This is a genomic window from Actinophytocola sp. (genome assembly GCF_050699915.1).
Lineage (GTDB): Bacteria > Actinomycetota > Actinomycetes > Mycobacteriales > Pseudonocardiaceae > Actinophytocola.
In genome coordinates this window covers 1-15,504 of sequence record NZ_JBOHGA010000022.1, presented here as the reverse complement: position 1 = coordinate 15,504, position 15,504 = coordinate 1, and the positions used below count along the sequence as shown (strand labels likewise).

The following is a 15,504-nucleotide window of genomic DNA, read 5'->3' as shown; positions in this document are numbered from 1 at the left end:
CCTGCCGGATGACGGCAGTCATCCGCTCACGCGACGGGCTCGGTGCGCACGTCGATCGCCGCGACCAGCCGCTCGCAGTTGGCGATCGCCTCCTTGGCGTCGGCGCCGCGGGCGACGACGTAGCCGCCGATGTCCTCGTTCCAGGTCAGCGGCGCCACCACGTCGCCCGGCTTCACCTTCACCTGAATGGCGACGAAGTCCGGGTCCGCGCGCACGGCGTCGACGCCGGTCACCTCCACCACCCGCCCGGGCACCGGCATCAGGGCCTGGAGCGCGACGCCGCACCGCGGCTCGGGCGCCGTGGTCAGCGGCTCGATCACGTCGAGCCCGGCACCCAGCGCGTAGAGCTCCATGTCGACGCCGTAGACGACCTCGACCATCTCGTTGATCGCGTAGCCGCCGATGCGGTTGTGCGACTCGACGATCCGCGGGCCGCGCGTGGTGAGCTTGACCTCGGTGTGCGCCGGACCGTTGCGCAGCCCCACCGCGTCGAGGAAGTCCGTCACCAGCTCCGTGATCTCACGCTGCGTCTCGGCCGGGTAGCCACTGGGGTGCCACATCCCGATCTCGGCGAAACCCTCGCTGCTCTTCACGTAGTCGGTGATCGCGATGATCACGTGCCGGCCGTCGAAGGACAGCGACTCCACGCTGACCTCTGGGCCGTCCAGGTACTCCTCCATGAGGAACTGGTCGAAGGTGTCCTCGAAGGCCACATCCCATTCGGCCCATTCCTTGTCGACGAGGGACAGGAACTGGTTGGCGATCGTGTCCACGCCGGCGGGGTCGTCGACGAGGTACACCGCCAGGCTGCCCGACTCGCGGGTCGGCTTGACGATGATCGGCAGCCCGTGCTCCTCGACGAAGTCCCTGACGTCCTGCGTGGTACGGCCGACCGCGGAGGCCACCGGGCTGACGCCCTTCGCGGCCAGGTGCTGGCGCATCCGCCACTTGTCCATCAGCAGCTCCGCGACCTCGACCGACTCGCCGTCGAGGTCGAGCGCCTCGTTGACCCTCGCCGTCGACAGCAGCCCGAACTCGGACAGCGTCACGGCCGTCCGGAACGGGTACGCCTCGTGCAACGCGCGCGCGAGCGGCACGAGCCGGTCGACGTCGGCGTAGTCGAGCAGCAGCGCCTGTTCGACGTAGGGCCAGTGTTCGCTGCCGTACTTGTTCGGGAACTGGGCGTACACCACGTCCAGACCAAGCTCGTGGGCCTTGCGCACCTGCTTGGGCTGGCCACCGACGACCAGGATACGAGGCCGGCCGCCGGCGCCCGCCGAGGGCTGTCGGCCGGTGGGGACATCGTGGGACAAGACGACTCCTTCTCTCGCACTCCTGGTCGACGATGCGTCAACGGTAGCTGGCGAGCTCACCCTTGCGGCGCACGTCGAGCGTCACGCAGTGGAACCCGCCGCCGAGACTCCTGGCGTGGGTGAGCTGCATCGGGATCACCTCGACGCCGTGGCGCTCCAGCTCCCGGATGAGGTCCACCTGTCGTTTGTCCACAATGGCCTTTCCGGGCGCGACCACCAGCAGGTTCATCCCGATCCACACCGACCCGTGCGAGTGGTCCGTGACGTAGCCGGTGTCCACCAGCTCCGGGCAGTTGACCCGGTCCCAGCTTTTCAGGAACTCGGGCATGTTGTCGTCGTTGACCCGCTCCGGGTTCACCAGGATGAGGCCGGGCTTCAGCGGCAGCATCGTCGAGTCGATGTGTGTGGACGTGTACAGGCCCTCACAGGGGTGCACCGTGTACTCGTCACCGACCGCCGTCTGCAGCCACTTCGCGCCGAGCTTGTTGCCGCCGTCGGAGACCAGGTAGAGCAGGTCCGTGCCGAACCGGAGGATGTTGGCCGCCTCGAAGACCGGTTCCAGGTTCCGCAGCCGCTGCCCGGGCGGCGCGGTCGGCTCGAACATCTCGTCGGCGAGCTGCGGCTTGGGCGCCGACAGCCAGCGCGAACCGCTCTCCAGGTACTCCACGAACAAGTCCTTGTAGGCGAACCCTTCGAGCCACCGGGACCGCAGCACCATCGGTGTCTCGATCAGCGTGTTGCCGACCGTGAGGAACCCGTCTCGCGGGCAGTAGTCGAAGTAGCCGTCCGTGCTCCAGTCCGGGGTGGACACCATCGACTTGTGGTCGCGTCCGCCGGGCCGCCGCACGGTCACGCCGAGGCCCTTGAGCTGGTCCACCAGCTCTTCGAGCTCGGCCTCGGTCTGCTCCACCACGTGGCCGGGGTACGGGCCGGTCTGGATCTGCTGCGGGTCGTTCACTAGGTCCGGGTGCTCGATGGCGATCAGGCTCCGGTCCGCGACCGGCATCCGTGCGCCGGCCATGGTCCCGACGATGATCTCCTCGAGCGGATCCCATTCCGTGTGAACATCGACCAGACTCATCGGGTTGTCCCTCCATGTTGGGCGCCGCCGGCGGTCGCCGCGTCGCAAGGGACGCTACGGGCGCGCCGGCGCCACGCGCGTCCGCGACAAGTTCAGCCACGTGGACGCACTGCGTTGACTGTGCTCACCCGCGGCTGCGCATTTCGCTTACCCCGCCCGGGTGCCGTCCCGTGTCACTCTTGGTTCCGCCGGTCGCACACCCGGTCGACCCTGGTGCTGCTGACCGGCCCGTGGGGGAGGGAAGTAGCTGGCGATGCCAACCAGCTTCCGCACGGGAACGCCGCGAGTGGCGATTGTCGACGCGTCCTCGACAGGGCGTTACCTGCCGGCCGCGCTGCACCGGCTGGGCGCGGAGTGTGTGCACGTCCGGTCGCCGGAGCCCGACGTTTCACGTGCGGCTCCACGCCGACGGGTTCGTCGACGAGATTCGACATGAGGGCGACGTCGTGGCGACGGCGGCCGCGCTGCGCGAGCATGGGGTCAGCGGTGTGCTCGCCGGCAACGAGTCGGGCGTCGAGCTGGCCTGTTCGTCCGCGGAGGAGGCCCGCGCCGCGCACGAAAGATCATGACCCAGTGTCGACCGGTACGCGAACAGCAACACGATGGTGCTCGCGCAGGAGTTCCTGGAAGGCGACGAGTATTTCGTCAACACGGTCAGCCGGGACGGCAAGCACCACATGGTCGACATTTGGCGGTACTTCAAACGCCGAGTCCCCGGCGGTGGATTCATCTACGACTACGACGAGCCGATGTCACCGGACGACCCGGACACCAGAAGGTTGGTGCTGTACACACACCAGGTGCTCGATGCCCTGGAGATTCGCAACGCGGCCGGTCACACCGAGATCATGCTGACCGCCCGGGGGCCGGTGCTCGTCGAGAGCGAGGCGCATGGGCGGTGGTCAGACTTCGGAGATCATCTCGAGCTGTTTCGGCACCAACCAGGTGGATCTCGTAGCGCTGACCGCGGCGAGACCGGACGAGTTCGACCGCCTGCCCGCGAAGTACCAGCTGCTGCGACGGGCACGTTTCGTGTCCCTCATCAACCCACGGGAGCAGGGCGTGATCCCGTCCCACGAGGCGATGGCCGCCGTTCGCGCGCTGCCGTCCTATGTCGACGCCGTCATGTGGCATCCGGAAGGGCAGTCGCTTCCCAGGACGGTCGACGTCGCGACGCAGCCGGGTTTCGTATATCTCATCTCCGACGACCCGGCGAAGGTTGTCGCCGACTTCCGAAAACTACGACAAATCGAACGCGACTACCTCTACGACCCTGCTGAATGAGTGTCGAAATGACTGCGGACGTCACCTCCACGCATGACCACGTTGCCACCGAGGCTTTCTCGCCGGCTACTCCGCGCTCAACTTCGGCCACCGCCACCCCGACATCGCCGCCGCGGCGAAGGCACAGTTCAACCGGCTGACGTGACCAGCCGGGTGTCCTACCACGACCAGTTCGGCGTGTTCTGTCGTGAGCTGGCCGGTACCGAGATGGTGCTGCCGTCAAACTACTGGTCAAGCTGAGCCTTGGTCTGGAGTCTCAGGCCGGCTCGCGCCCCATGCGGTGATCATCGGTGCGAGCATGAGGTCCAGGTCGCCGTTCGCGACGTTCGCGAGATGCGTCTCGATCTCCTCGGTCGTCGCCAGTTCCGCGGCCAGGAGCTGTTCGCGGACGTGCTGGACCGTGGCCGCCTCCAGGACCGCGCACGCGCGTGACGCGATGGGAAAGTAGGCCTCGGCGCCAACGTCCGTCAGGTCTGACTCACGCAGCAGCCGGGGCGGCGTGCGACCGTATGCGAGGTCCGCCCCGCGTTCGGCCATCAGCGTTCGGATCCGGGTGCGCAGCCGGTTCGCCAGCGCTAGTGCGTGTGGTGCGGTCGGATGCCGCGGCGGCGAGGACCAGGCCATTAGCGATGATGACAGTGAGCAGCAAGCCCAGCAGGGCTCGGGCCGGTCGATAGCCGTAGCCGATGGTCAGGCCGCTGACTTGATGCCATGCCTTTGTCAGTGGTCCGCCGAGCTCACCCTCGCGCGTAAATCCTGCTGTCGTGCGATGAGAACAAAGCGGGCGTCCTGTGCGTGACCTTCGGCGCGGTAGGCGGCAGCCAGGTGCTGGTTGGGCTGTGCGGTCAGTCGGTAACAGAGGTCAACTGAGACGGAAACTAAGACGAGAACGCCCCGGTCGCATTCGTGGCCGGGGCGCTTCTGCTGGTCAGAGTGGGTGCCCCCGGCGCGATTCGAACAGCATCCGCACGAACCCGTACCCGCCGTGAGCTGCTGGTTTCCGCAACGGTGGCGGTGCCACGTCGCCATCGTGGTCAGGGCGGTGCTTGATGGCCGCGGCGACCGAGGTGGCCCGGCCACGGTGGCGGGTGGATCTGGATGAGTGGGTGCGGCGGGGGTGCACCCTGGTGGTGGCGGGGGTTGCTGCGTACGCGTCGTTCCAGCATCAGCGGGAGTTCGCCCTGCGCGGTGGTTCTGATCCAGCCGGTGCTGTGTTGTGGCCGTTGTCGGTTGACGGTCTGCTGGTGTTGGCGACCGTGGGGGTGCTCAGGGCTGGTCAGCAGGCAAGTGGTCGGGGTCGGGTCGCGGTGTGGTTGTCGTTCTGGCTGGGCATCGTCATGTCGTTGGTCGCGAACATCGCTGCCGCACCCGCTCTGGAGTGGCAGCCGGTGCTGGTGGCTGGCTGGCCGCCGGTGGCCCTGTTGCTGGCGGTCGAGCTGCTGGCCCACGGCCCCCGCTCCCGGGTTCAGAACGAGACCGAACCGGCCGCGCACGAGACCGAGAGGCCGGGCCTGGCGGTGGACCGCGGCGGCGAGACCGCCGAGACGAACGCTCATTCGGGCAGCGAGAGCGGCACCGAGATCGGGCAGGTGATCACTCTCGCTGAGGTCACACTGGACACCGGGGTGGCGGCTGAACCAACGACCGCCCAAGAGGTCATGTGGACGCACTACCTGCGTGAGAAGGCCAGTGGACGCACGCCGACCGGTGCCGAACTGGACCGGGTTGCCGGCACCAACAACTACGGCCGCACCGTCTTGCGGCAGTGGCGCGAACAAGGCCGCATCCCCGCGGCTGCCGAGCTCAACGGGCACCGCGCGACAGCCGAGCAGGACGGCGTGGGATAGCCGCCTCGCGAGCGGCCAACCCGGCGAGTGCTGCCAGGCAACCGTCCCTCCTCGACTTACGGACGACTCGGATCGATCTCACGGCCGTCCACTCCCAGACGCTTGGCCATCCGGACCTTGATCGCGATTTTCGTCCTGTGGGCGGCGGCGGCGACGCCTGAGGGTCACGATCGTCGTGGGGATGGCCAGGACCGCGGCGATAACGCCCGCCACCTCGCTGACCACGTGAAGAAAGCTCATCCGATACCTCCGGCGACCCGTCAGCCGGATGAACCGTGAGGGCACCTCCGGCTGCGTTCAATAAGGCTGAACCACAGACCGGAGGTCTCTTCCGCCAGCGAACACGCCGACCGACGACCCCGGGGCCATATGCAACCGCCCGTGCTGACGAGGCCGCCGCGAAGGAATACTCCCCTCCACGTAACACCTAGTCTAACCAGCGCACACCACCGAGAAACCGTCCATCCGAGTGACTCCATCCGTCTCGCAGGGCGAGCGAACAGGTTGTCCACGCACAAGGCCCAATCGGTCAACTTTCGCCCGAACCGGCAGCGTCTCGTCAACGCCGGAGCAAATAGGCACGGTCACAATCAGGGGGTATCCGATTATCGACGCCTCTCTGTGTCCGGGGTTCGGCGTCGTTGCCAATAATTGGCGGCAGTCAGGCTTATCGTCGAATGGTCGTCGACGATGTCGTCACCCATGAACAGGTCGTACTAATCGAATAGTACTCAACGTTCGTTAATTGATTGCCTCTGATGGTCGTCGTCGGCTAACTTGGTGGTTGCTTGTTTATGGATGGAGACTGGGGATATGAATGCAGGAGAAAAGGCGCGCAGGCGCGCTCCTCAGCGGAAACTTCTGGAGGCGCGCATGACAACCCGACGACCAACATTGCGCGGCATCGCAACCGTGCTGATCAGCCTGGCCGGGATCCTAGTGATCGATGCGGCGCCAGCGTCGGCCCACGGCGTGACTCACTATGTTTCGGCTAACGGCGAGACGAAAGGCTCTGTACGAACGAGTTCCGACCACCTGTTCTTCTGGGTGTGCGATTTGGACGCCGACGGCGTCGGCGTGTACGGACGTTTTAGGCTGGCTGATGGCAGAATCCAGGACGTAAGTGACCCGAATGGTGCGGCAGCGCCGTGTGGGCAAGGGAGCACGACGTCGGATAAACGAGTGGTGGAAATGGAAGCCGTCTGGCGCGGTGGTGCCAGCAGCGGATGGAAGCCAGCCTAGTGGCGTGTCGCAGGTGGCTGCCCCGCTAACCGCCGCATCTGGCTGAACGGCTGTGAGGACAACTCGCCAACTCGACGAACGACGGACGGATCCGCCAGCGGCGGGCGAGCCAGGCTAGGCGTCGGCGGATGGATGTCTCACGTTGTCCGGTATTTGCACCAGACCACCGCGGCCTCGTGGATGCGTTGCTTCCACGAGCGTTGATCGGCTGAGGCGATTTGGCCCCAGAGAGCGGCGTTAATCGCGGTGAAGGCGTCAAGTTCCTCGGTGGAGGCGGTGTCCCATGGGGGTAGGCCGCTGGCCCATGATTCGGCGGCGCCTGGACTGTGGCCTTCGGCGATGAGCCACAGCGCGGCGCATGCGGTGTCGATCCATGCGGCTCCGAGGGTGGGCCAGGACCAGTCGACGATCCGTGGACCGGTGGTGGTGATGAGGATGTTGTGTGGATTGAGGTCGGTGTGGAGCAGGTGGTCGCCGGCCAGGAGACGGACATTGGCGCCGGCGCGCTCGGCAGCGTCGGCCCAGCGATTCTCGATCCGCTTGCATCCAGCGTCGGGTGCGTCGAGCTCGGTGAGTTGACCGAGTACACCGGCCGCGGCGGGCAGGTCGGTCGACGTTGGGCGGAGGTCGGCTGGGCGGCCGTCGAGGTGTTCGAACCCGAGGACGTGCCAACCTTCGGTGTCGATCTCCCAGAGCAGTCGGGGCGCGATCGGTTGGACCTGCGGGTTGATGGCCGCTTCCCGGCGTTGCGCGGTGGCGCGGGTGGCGGGGACCCCCTTGGCGAACACCAAACCCGTGTGGGTGCTCAGACGGGCGGTGAACGCGGCGTTGAGTCCGCTGCTGATCGTGGTGACGTGGTGAACCTCGCCCGTCAGCGACTCGACCGCTGCGCGGACCTGGTCGGGCAGCTCGTTCCAACCGGTTCGGGCTGCGGTCGGGGTCATCGCGCGGGCGGCCGAGGCAGTGTTGGGGGTCACGCGGTCACCGTGGCGATCATGCCGAGGGAGCGCAGTCCCTCGGCGAGGAACAGTCGTTCGGAGGCGCCGCCGGCTTGGGCTTGGAGCAGCTGGTAGTCGGCGTTGTGGCGCGCGCCCCAGCGTTGGGCGGCGCGCCAGAGGGCTCGGCCATGGCCGGCGCCGCGCTGTTCGGAGAGCACGCCGAAGTATTGCGGCAGCAGCATCCGCCCGCCAGCCCGGTCGGGCATGATCGTCAGTGGTCCGATCGCGCCGACGATCGCGTTGTTGTCCTGGCTGACCAGGACCGGACCGTCGCTCTGGTCGGTACTGCGTCGGCGGAGCAGGAAGCGGAAGCCGTGGTCGGCCATGGCGTGGGCGAACGTCTCGAACGTGGCGGCGACCGAGGTCGTGCAGTCGTCCAGTTTTCTCACCACCGGGCCGTCGGGTGGTGGTTCAGGTTCGTTGTTGAACTCTTTGAGCAGGATCCGCGTGGGGTCCCCGGCGGGGGTCTCGGGGGTGGTGTCGTCGGGGGTGAACCAGATGACCCGGCCATGGGCCGCGCTGTACCGGGTGCACCAGTCGCGGGTGGCGCTGCGGAGGGTTTCGCGGTTGGGTTCGCGACCGTAGTAGAAGGTCTTGACCGTTCCGCCCCTGCGCTGGGTAAGGGTAGGGATGATCGTGTGGTCGGGGCGGTGGACGATCTCGTCGACCAGCACGGTGTCGGTCTTGCGTGGTGACCAGCGGTGGTCCTTGTCGAACGGCAGCGCGCTGCCCGTACGGCTGGCGTGCAGGATGTCAGCGAACACGTCGGTGAACATCTCCGCGGTGAACTGGTCGGGGTGTGTCGGCCCGAGTATCGGCACGTAGGGGACGTTCAGCACGCGGCTCAACCAGTCGGCCCGCAGTCGCATGCGGGGAGGCTAGAACCGCGCGGTGGGCACCGGCGCGCGGACACGCCGAGGTCGTCGACGAGCTCCACTGCTAGCCCCTTGGCGCCCAAGCGCGTTGGGAGTCCTATAGCAGATCGGGACTCCCAACGGAACTAGGAACCGACGAGGAACAGCTGGTATCGGCCATTTGCGCGAGCTTCAGAATTTTTTTTTTGAAGCTCAGTGACGATCACCGCAGGCGGCGATCCGGTCGGCTGACCTGGAGGAGCGAGCAGGACGCCGGCTATGGCGGTTGCACCGAGAAGGACGATGCACATCAGCTGCCACAACGATGGTGGGCCATCGAGTCCTAGAAAGCCGGCAGCCATCGCAGACGCGCACAGCACGGCGCCCAACATCACGGGACGCTGACGATGCTGCACGCGGTGATTCTCGCACAACGTCTTGTCTGCGCGCGCCGCGCTCGCGACGTAGGGCCTGAAATCGACAACGGCTCCGGTCGGACGGCAGCGTGCTCCTGACCGGGAAGGATGTGTGGCCGCCCGGCGTCGACCGCACCGGCCCCATTCCGCCTGCAGATCTGAACGAGTTCGTCAACTCGCGATGGCCCAGTCTCGCCAGAACAACCCTCGCAACTCGTCCCAACTCGCAGCGGCCAGCCACCATAGTCCGCTTATCCGCTTGCTTTTGTGCAGCACGTGCGCGCGGGGCAACGCTACGTATCTGATGGTTATGCCTTGCTGCGCGAATGGTGATTCGTCGAGATATCTTGCGCCTCCCGTCCCGCACAGATATTCGCTTGCGCCAAGTGCGGTCGCCAAGTCGGCTAGGCGCGCCGAACGCTCGGACCGGACAGAGAACTGGCTACTTCGCACGATGGTGCCTTGCCAGCCCATGTGTTCAAGTATTAGCCGAGTTGAAAGTTCGGCTATGTCCACCAACTGGTTGCTGAACCGGGTCGCTGTGGCTACCTGTTGGACTATGTCTCGCAACTCCGGCCAGTGTCGACTTTTTCCGTAGTAGTGATGCGTCAATTGTGCGACACGTCTTGCCGTCTTGTCTTTTTCAAGCAACGAGACTTCATTCATTCGCGTTGCTCGGCCGAATGATCTATGAACGGGTAGTGTTAGCCATTGCCCTCGGATGCCGTCGGGCCGTTGGAGCCATGCGCGGTGCTGGTAGTCCCGCGCATTGAACTGCACATCGTCGAGCACTATCCAGGTGTCGGCAGCGTACAATTTTGCCAGCGTCGATAGGCGCGGGAATAGGTTTGGTTGGTGGATGGCGCACGTTGTTCTGTCTGTCATTTCTTACCGCACTATCTCAGCAAGCGGCTGTCGAACCCCGCGTCGAGCAAGCGGGCGTACGCCGCCAAGATGTCGGCTGGCACTTCCTGCGGAGCGGAGAAGCCCCGCTTTGGGTACTCGATGACTCGTTGCAGGTCACCTACCAGCATGTCAACCACAAGCCTCTCGTCACCGATAGACTGCACATAGTCGTCGAATTTCAACGGTTCCGACGTGCAGACGACATCGATTTCCGGCCACACCTTGCGGCAGGTGGCGAAGGCGCGACGTTCCATGTACGGCTTGGATATGAGTAGCAGTGACTTGGGCCGATGGCCGTGGTGGGCCAGAACTGCGCGAGACAGTGAAATGTTCTCGCCAGTATTGCCCGCATTGGGCTCCACCAGGATGGCGTCTTCGGGGACACCGGAGGCGATGGCGTGATCCCGAAAGTGCACGGCCTCGCCGCGTGGGAACCGGACGGCGGTGGTCGGGCTGTTGCCGCCGCTGAACACAACCAGAGGGAAGAAGGCGGCCGTATATAACTCGGCCGCGTAGGTCGCCACACCTAAGTCATGGCTGCCAAGGCCAACCGCCACCTCGCAAGGCCGCAGATCGTGTCCCATCTGGTGGTAGTCCCAAATGATTTCGGCGTCGCGCCATTGCTGATCGGTGATACTGGCTTCCTGAACCACGAAAGGTCGGCTCCTATTTCTACTCTGCCTGCTCATAGGCATGGCGAATACCTTCGATGCTGGCCAACTGATGCGACAGCCCGTACTTGCTCGACGTCGCCGCAGCTTGTGTAAGGAGGTGAACGCCGCTGTCCGAGGTGGCCTTGTCGGACAGCAAGATGTGTGCGTGGGCTGTGTCGAGTCGGACTCGCTGCATCGGTGACTCAGTTGACCGGTTGGACAGTGCCACGCCGATAAACCGCACAGCGTTCCCCAAATCGCCGTCCGCCCGATACGCCAACGCCAGCTTTTGGTGCGCGACGGACCAGTCGTCTGGCTCTTCCAACTCCTCAAAGCGCCGGGTCGCCTCATCCATCACGCCGACGGCGTAGGCGTTGTTGCCTTCCTTGCTGAGCGCTGTGCCGACCCAGAGTTGAGCGCGCGTGCGGTCACGTGCACTCAACCGACCGTCGTCGGCCAGCATCTCGTACCGCTTGGCCGCCGGCTGCAACCGTCCGCCCATCTCCTCGACGACGGCCAAGGACAGCTCAACCTGCGCCGCCCGTCGGGGGACGTCGAGGTCGTTGAACAGTTGGTGTGCCTTCTTGTAGGTCTGGCGTGCCGAGAGTGGCCCCTGGATGTCGCCCTGGTCCCGCTGCAAATCACCGAGCAGTACGAGCGACCGGGCATGCAAGTACAGACCGTGGTTGTCCAGGCCGTGCGGGTCGAAGCGCCGGAGCCACCGGTCGACCAGGCTGGCCGCAAACTTGAAGTCCTGTCGTGCGAGGCAGGCTGCCGCTCTCCCCAGGTCATCTGTCCAGGTCTCGTAGTCCCACTCGCGAGGACTGCCCTGGTAGTACCCTCTGATCGGAGCGCGCCCGTCCTCCATCAGCAACAGTTCGAAGCGGAGCTTGGCGTCCGCGTCAGCTCGCGAAAGCGCGGTGTCCAGGACGGCCTGCATGACAGGGCGCGGTGTTGTGTCTGCGGCCAGGGCTTCCCACTTTGTCACTGTCCGCACGCCAACGCCCAGATCCTCGGCGAAGGCGCGCACGCTCAAACGCAGGGCACGCCGCAATGCCCGTGCCTCTCGGCCGGTCCACTGCCGTATCGACGCCACGCTCCGCGCCCCCTTCCGCCTCCCTATGCAACCACGTCCGCACCGCCCAGTGCACCGCAAGTGCAACGGAAGTGCCACAGCCGTTCATTTCGCAATGGACGGTCACTGACCAGGCTCTTTCATAGGCGCCGGGTGTCGGGAGGCTCCATTCTGCTTCCCCCGGACGGGTGGTCGGAGCGTGGAGCCCCGACACCGGGTGCCTCTCCACGAGGCGACCGGTAAGCGGAGGTGCGGACGATGGACGGGCAACGCGCTGGGAACCGGCACTGTTCGCTGGAGGCGATTGAGCGAGGCATTGCCGAGTCCTCCGGCTTCCGTCAGGAGTCCGGCAACTACCCGTTGGTCTATGGCTACGTGCGCTCCTCGGCACGTCGCCCGACCTACGCGAGCGCATGCCGTCGCGTGCTGGAGCGGTTCTGTCAGGAGGAACGCCTCCGCCTATGCGCAGTCTTCATCGACATGGGCGCTGCTCCACAGAGCGTGGTGCGGCCAGGGTTCGTCGGCCTCTGCGACGTGCTGCGCTTGCCGGACTCGTTTGCGGCGCTGGCCGTAGACGTTCGCCATCTGTCCTCTGACGTGGCTGTTGCCGCCACGCTTGCCGGACAGGTGCGCGACACCGGCGCGCGGTTGCTTTTGGTGCGCCCGCCGCGGGCCTCGACCGGTCTGGCCGCCGTGGGGCGGATCGGGACACAGCCCTGCACATCACTCCCGTTCTGGTGGCAGTGATGCCTGCGGCGTGGGGCGTGCTCGGTGTGGCGGGAGCTGTGTTCGGCCTGTGGGCGCCGCCGTTGACGTGGACGACCAGGCGGGACGGGTGACGGCAGCGATGAACCATGACGAATTGGTGCTCCTTGCGGAGCTGTCGAGCGTGAATCAGGACATGGCCCGCTATATCGGCCGGGTGCTCGATGTCGATCGGGGGCTCACGGAGTTCACGACGCCGCTGTCCGAGGTTGAGCGAGAGTTGGGTGCGCGCCTCGTGGCGGTCGGGCAGGCGCTCGATGCTCAGGCCCGGAGTCGGCTGATCGGCGCTGGCGTTTCCGGCCTCACGATCGCCGGGGACGTGGCGGAGGGGCCGAGCGATGAGCCGGGATGACGGGCCACGACGTGTGGGGGTGGATCGCGGTGTGGCGGCGACGCCGATCGCTCTTCAACCGCTGACGCGTGAGCAGCGAGCTGCGCGCACGTTGGCGCGGGTGCGGGAGGTCCGCGAGGCGGCCGGTGGGCTGCACACGTTGGAGATTCCGGTGGGAACTAGTGGATGCGGTGATCTGTCGTGACAGTGGTCGCTGAGAGGCCGATGACGTACTCGTCATTTCCGCCCGGCGGGGACGGGACGGGTCGGTGGGACGAGTTGACGCTGGCGGCGGTGCCGAGCGCGGTCAACCTGGCGCGTCTGCTGGTGCGGTTCAACCTGTACCGGTGGGCGTTCGATGCAGGGTTCATTCGTCGGGTGGTGGCGGTGGCGGAGAAGCTCGTGGTGCATGCGGTGGCCACGACCGGGGTCGTCGAGGACGAGCCGCTCTACGCTGCCGCGTTCGATGACCTTGACGTGATCGTGGTTCGGCTGCGCATCTTCGCCGGCCGGGTGGTGGTCGAGGTGTGGGACCGCACGGAGGCCCCGCCCCACGAGGCTCTGGCGACGGCACTGGCTGTCACGGATGCGGAGCGGTGGGATTTCGCGGTGCCGCTGCCGGGTTGTCGGGTGGTGTGGTGCCTGGTGGCGCCCCAGCCCGTGGCCGGTGTTGTGGAGGGATGGCTTCCGCAGCGGGTGCCTGCGCCGACGCGGCCGGGCGCTGGCGTGCGGGCGGCCGGCCCTGTCAACAAGGAGCTGCTGGAACGGGTGCTGGAGGGCCTGCGTCATGTGCTGTGAGGACGCCGGTGGACGTGCCGGGCCTCGGCACGCCTTCACTGGTCTGCTCGGGTCGGCGACGGCGTTGCCGATCGCGGCGTGGTCGCGTCCAGTTGACAGCGGTAGTGATCGGTCGATGGCCGGTTCTGGTTCGCCGTTGCCGGGCCCGGGCATCGAGGCGGTGTCGGACCTGTGGCGGGCGACGCGGTCGGCGCTCAAGGTGGTGCGGGAAGTCGAGGACCTGTTCGTCGACGCTCGGGGACTGCTCGTTCAGGCGTGTGCCGTTGAGCCTGGTGCGCGGGCCCTGGTCACCGCGGCGGCGGACACGCTGCGGATCACCGCGGACAAGCTCGATGCCCTCAACCGCCGGCCCTCCGGCACCACAGCCGACGCCGCTGCCGACGAGGCCGCCGAAGACGCCGCGGCCGACGAGTCTGGTCTGCGGGAGTGAGCGGCGATCTGGCGTCGAGCGCGGTCGGGTCCGCGCTAGCTAGGCCGCCGCGCGGCTGGCCGGTGAGATGCACGCGGCCGAGTGGACGCATCGGTGATCTTGCCCGTGACGTGGGCGTGGACCGGGACGAGGCCGAGAAGGCGCTGGTTGTGGCCGAGCGGCTGGCGCGTTGCTGGTTCTCGCACTGTGCACACGGGCGCGACGTGCCGACGCCGAACGCAACGGATCCCCCGCCCGTCGACCAGATCCACGTATGAGAGCGATGAGAGCAGGGTGTTCCTCCGCGTGATGTCTTCCAACTTCTACGCCATCGCGTATCTCCTGTGTGGAGTCGTGTATGGCGCGAACCTGGTGGTGCGCCGGTTCAGCGGCGGCGCGAAGGCCGAGTTCTTTCAGGCGCTGCGTGAGAAGGTGCCGGGCGCGGCGGCGATGCCGTGGGGTCTGATTTGCGCGAGTGCAGCGCTCGGGATCATTCTCATCGTCATCGTGTGGCCGTGGTATCTGGTCACAGACCTACGGCGACTGTTCCGGCGGAACAACTCTCCTGCCGCGCATCCGACTGTGGTCAAGCTCGTTCGGCAGCTGCGTCATCGCGAAGACGAGTACGAGCAGGTGTTCGCCGAGCTCGGACTGGCGGAGATCCTCGCGGCGATCCACGCAATCGACATGAACAAGGTAGGCCCCGTCGGGAAGTCCTACAGCTACGTCGAGTTGGTGGCCGCGGCAGCGTTCTACTGTGAATGGCTCCGGTATCACGGTGCCGGCCGTAAGGCCGAGGCCCGCGTGGCCACCAGACGCGGCCAGGAACGGTGGCCGGACGGAACGATGACCATGCCCGCGTACTGCGTCGGCATCTTCATCGCCGGCCGCGTCTTCGGCCGGCTGGGCGCTGATGACCTGACCGAGGCGCGGGTTTGGTACGCCCAACACCTCAAAGAGGAGTTCAACAGCGGCGACCACGTGCACACGGTGTTCGCGCCGATCGCCAGCGTCCGCGGCGTCGAGGCGACGACCGCCTAGCCGACGCCGGTCACGGAGGAGACAGATGCCGAGCACAGAGATGCCGAGTACCGGGGATGTGCACGACGGGGTGGCGGACCGCGTGTTCACCAGGGCGTTGGGTGAGGAGCTGCGGCGAGTGCGTGAACACGTCGGCTGGTCGCAGTCCGAGCTCGTGGCGCGGATGCCGTCGCGCCTGCACGTCAAGACGCTCGCCACCTACGAGCAAGGCGTTCGGCACTGCTCGGTGGTGCGTCTGCTCGAGGTCTGCCGCACGGTGGGTTCGCCTGCCCCGGATGTTCTTGGTCGGGCGATGAGGCATGCGGACATAGATCTGGGGCGAACCGCGCTGGACGTCGATCTCACCGCGCTGGCGGTCGACCCGCTGAGTCTCGTCAAGTGAGTTGGCCCCACTTGTCGCCGCGGTTTTTGGCCCCGGGTCGGCTATTCGGGGTCGAAGAGTGGTTCGCCGTCGTTGCCGCCGAGCAGGAAGGTGAAGCGGTCCAGGTCGG

Annotated in this window: 18 protein-coding genes and 1 pseudogene; 11 read left to right on the top strand and 8 right to left on the bottom strand. The window is 66.4% G+C overall.

The window, feature by feature from the left end; genetic code table 11:
- Nucleotides 1-26: 26 nt before the first annotated feature.
- Both ACRDSK_RS06555 and ACRDSK_RS06550 read right to left on the bottom strand, forming a co-directional pair.
- Nucleotides 27-1,313 (bottom strand): ATP-grasp domain-containing protein, encoded by a 1,287-nt coding sequence (locus ACRDSK_RS06555; RefSeq protein WP_431439035.1) that lies wholly within the window; start codon nucleotides 1,311-1,313, stop codon nucleotides 27-29.
- Nucleotides 1,314-1,350: 37 nt separating this feature from the next.
- Complete coding sequence (locus ACRDSK_RS06550; RefSeq protein WP_431439034.1) at nucleotides 1,351-2,394, bottom strand: inosamine-phosphate amidinotransferase 1; 1,044 nt, start codon at nucleotides 2,392-2,394, stop codon at nucleotides 1,351-1,353.
- Between the two features lie 392 nt (nucleotides 2,395-2,786).
- Between ACRDSK_RS06550 and ACRDSK_RS06545 the strand changes: the two genes are divergently transcribed.
- The 3 genes and pseudogenes from ACRDSK_RS06545 to rocD all read left to right on the top strand — a co-directional run.
- A complete protein-coding gene (locus ACRDSK_RS06545; protein WP_431439033.1) occupies nucleotides 2,787-2,963 on the top strand; it encodes a hypothetical protein in 177 nt (58 codons plus the stop codon).
- A gap of 322 nt (nucleotides 2,964-3,285) precedes the next feature.
- On the top strand, nucleotides 3,286-3,678 hold the full coding sequence (locus tag ACRDSK_RS06540) for a hypothetical protein (protein WP_431439032.1): 393 nt from the start codon (nucleotides 3,286-3,288) through the stop codon (nucleotides 3,676-3,678).
- A gap of 55 nt (nucleotides 3,679-3,733) precedes the next feature.
- Nucleotides 3,734-3,903 (top strand): annotated as a pseudogene (gene rocD / locus ACRDSK_RS06535) (ornithine--oxo-acid transaminase); the annotation flags it as partial.
- Nucleotides 3,904-3,909: 6 nt separating this feature from the next.
- On the opposite strand, the gene ACRDSK_RS06530 reads toward rocD, so the two are convergent.
- Entirely contained in the window at nucleotides 3,910-4,215 is a 306-nt protein-coding gene (locus tag ACRDSK_RS06530) for a hypothetical protein (RefSeq protein WP_431439031.1), read from the bottom strand.
- Nucleotides 4,216-4,727: 512 nt separating this feature from the next.
- On the opposite strand from ACRDSK_RS06530, the gene ACRDSK_RS06525 reads away from it, so the two are divergent.
- Together ACRDSK_RS06525 and ACRDSK_RS06520 are read left to right on the top strand one after the other, a co-directional pair.
- The gene (locus ACRDSK_RS06525) at nucleotides 4,728-5,525 is read left to right on the top strand and encodes a DUF2637 domain-containing protein (protein ID WP_431439030.1); all 798 of its coding nucleotides are present in this window, start codon (nucleotides 4,728-4,730) and stop codon (nucleotides 5,523-5,525) included.
- Nucleotides 5,526-6,398: 873 nt separating this feature from the next.
- Nucleotides 6,399-6,767, top strand: coding sequence for a hypothetical protein (locus ACRDSK_RS06520; RefSeq protein WP_431439029.1), 369 nt, complete (start codon nucleotides 6,399-6,401; stop codon nucleotides 6,765-6,767).
- Between the two features lie 137 nt (nucleotides 6,768-6,904).
- Here the strand turns inward: ACRDSK_RS06520 and ACRDSK_RS06515 are convergent, their stop codons facing one another.
- The 5 genes from ACRDSK_RS06515 to ACRDSK_RS06495 all read right to left on the bottom strand — a co-directional run bounded on the left by ACRDSK_RS06515 (nucleotide 6,905) and on the right by ACRDSK_RS06495 (nucleotide 11,624).
- Nucleotides 6,905-7,744 (bottom strand): hypothetical protein, encoded by an 840-nt coding sequence (locus ACRDSK_RS06515; RefSeq protein WP_431439028.1) that lies wholly within the window; start codon nucleotides 7,742-7,744, stop codon nucleotides 6,905-6,907.
- The gene (locus ACRDSK_RS06510; RefSeq protein ID WP_431439027.1) at nucleotides 7,741-8,634 is read right to left on the bottom strand and encodes a hypothetical protein; all 894 of its coding nucleotides are present in this window, start codon (nucleotides 8,632-8,634) and stop codon (nucleotides 7,741-7,743) included. Before ACRDSK_RS06510 ends, ACRDSK_RS06515 begins: the two co-directional genes overlap by 4 nt.
- A 572-nt stretch (nucleotides 8,635-9,206) precedes the next feature.
- A complete protein-coding gene (locus ACRDSK_RS06505) occupies nucleotides 9,207-9,920 on the bottom strand; it encodes a WbqC family protein (protein WP_431439026.1) in 714 nt (237 codons plus the stop codon).
- A gap of 11 nt (nucleotides 9,921-9,931) precedes the next feature.
- On the bottom strand, nucleotides 9,932-10,594 hold the full coding sequence (locus ACRDSK_RS06500; RefSeq protein ID WP_431439025.1) for a YdcF family protein: 663 nt from the start codon (nucleotides 10,592-10,594) through the stop codon (nucleotides 9,932-9,934).
- 19 nt (nucleotides 10,595-10,613) lie between these two features.
- Nucleotides 10,614-11,624, bottom strand: a complete 1,011-nt coding sequence (locus tag ACRDSK_RS06495; protein ID WP_431439024.1) for a hypothetical protein — start codon at nucleotides 11,622-11,624, stop codon at nucleotides 10,614-10,616.
- A gap of 303 nt (nucleotides 11,625-11,927) precedes the next feature.
- Between ACRDSK_RS06495 and ACRDSK_RS06490 the strand changes: the two genes are divergently transcribed.
- The 6 genes from ACRDSK_RS06490 to ACRDSK_RS06465 all read left to right on the top strand — a co-directional run bounded on the left by ACRDSK_RS06490 (nucleotide 11,928) and on the right by ACRDSK_RS06465 (nucleotide 15,395).
- The gene (locus ACRDSK_RS06490) at nucleotides 11,928-12,416 is read left to right on the top strand and encodes a hypothetical protein (protein WP_431439023.1); all 489 of its coding nucleotides are present in this window, start codon (nucleotides 11,928-11,930) and stop codon (nucleotides 12,414-12,416) included.
- 49 nt (nucleotides 12,417-12,465) lie between these two features.
- Nucleotides 12,466-12,786, top strand: coding sequence for a hypothetical protein (locus ACRDSK_RS06485; protein ID WP_431439022.1), 321 nt, complete (start codon nucleotides 12,466-12,468; stop codon nucleotides 12,784-12,786).
- Between the two features lie 258 nt (nucleotides 12,787-13,044).
- Nucleotides 13,045-13,563 (top strand): hypothetical protein, encoded by a 519-nt coding sequence (locus tag ACRDSK_RS06480; protein WP_431439021.1) that lies wholly within the window; start codon nucleotides 13,045-13,047, stop codon nucleotides 13,561-13,563.
- Between the two features lie 115 nt (nucleotides 13,564-13,678).
- A complete protein-coding gene (locus ACRDSK_RS06475; protein WP_431439020.1) occupies nucleotides 13,679-13,993 on the top strand; it encodes a hypothetical protein in 315 nt (104 codons plus the stop codon).
- 273 nt (nucleotides 13,994-14,266) lie between these two features.
- Nucleotides 14,267-15,013 carry a hypothetical protein gene (locus tag ACRDSK_RS06470; protein ID WP_431439019.1) on the top strand — a complete coding sequence of 249 codons (747 nt, stop codon included), beginning with the start codon at nucleotides 14,267-14,269 and terminating at the stop codon, nucleotides 15,011-15,013.
- A 25-nt stretch (nucleotides 15,014-15,038) separates the two neighbouring features.
- Nucleotides 15,039-15,395, top strand: coding sequence for a helix-turn-helix domain-containing protein (locus ACRDSK_RS06465; protein ID WP_431439018.1), 357 nt, complete (start codon nucleotides 15,039-15,041; stop codon nucleotides 15,393-15,395).
- The last annotated feature ends 109 nt before the right edge of the window (nucleotides 15,396-15,504 follow it).

Coding starts and splice junctions, on each gene's coding strand:
- ACRDSK_RS06550 (WP_431439034.1), bottom strand. CDS start 2,394: ATGAGTCTGGTCGATGTTCACACGGAATGGGATCCGCTCGAGGAGATC.
- ACRDSK_RS06540 (WP_431439032.1), top strand. CDS start 3,286: ATGGGCGGTGGTCAGACTTCGGAGATCATCTCGAGCTGTTTCGGCACC.
- ACRDSK_RS06530 (WP_431439031.1), bottom strand. CDS start 4,215: ATGGCCGAACGCGGGGCGGACCTCGCATACGGTCGCACGCCGCCCCGG.
- ACRDSK_RS06525 (WP_431439030.1), top strand. CDS start 4,728: ATGGCCGCGGCGACCGAGGTGGCCCGGCCACGGTGGCGGGTGGATCTG.
- ACRDSK_RS06520 (WP_431439029.1), top strand. CDS start 6,399: ATGACAACCCGACGACCAACATTGCGCGGCATCGCAACCGTGCTGATC.
- ACRDSK_RS06510 (WP_431439027.1), bottom strand. CDS start 8,634: ATGCGACTGCGGGCCGACTGGTTGAGCCGCGTGCTGAACGTCCCCTAC.
- ACRDSK_RS06505 (WP_431439026.1), bottom strand. CDS start 9,920: ATGACAGACAGAACAACGTGCGCCATCCACCAACCAAACCTATTCCCG.
- ACRDSK_RS06490 (WP_431439023.1), top strand. CDS start 11,928: ATGGACGGGCAACGCGCTGGGAACCGGCACTGTTCGCTGGAGGCGATT.
- ACRDSK_RS06475 (WP_431439020.1), top strand. CDS start 13,679: ATGGCCGGTTCTGGTTCGCCGTTGCCGGGCCCGGGCATCGAGGCGGTG.
- ACRDSK_RS06465 (WP_431439018.1), top strand. CDS start 15,039: ATGCCGAGCACAGAGATGCCGAGTACCGGGGATGTGCACGACGGGGTG.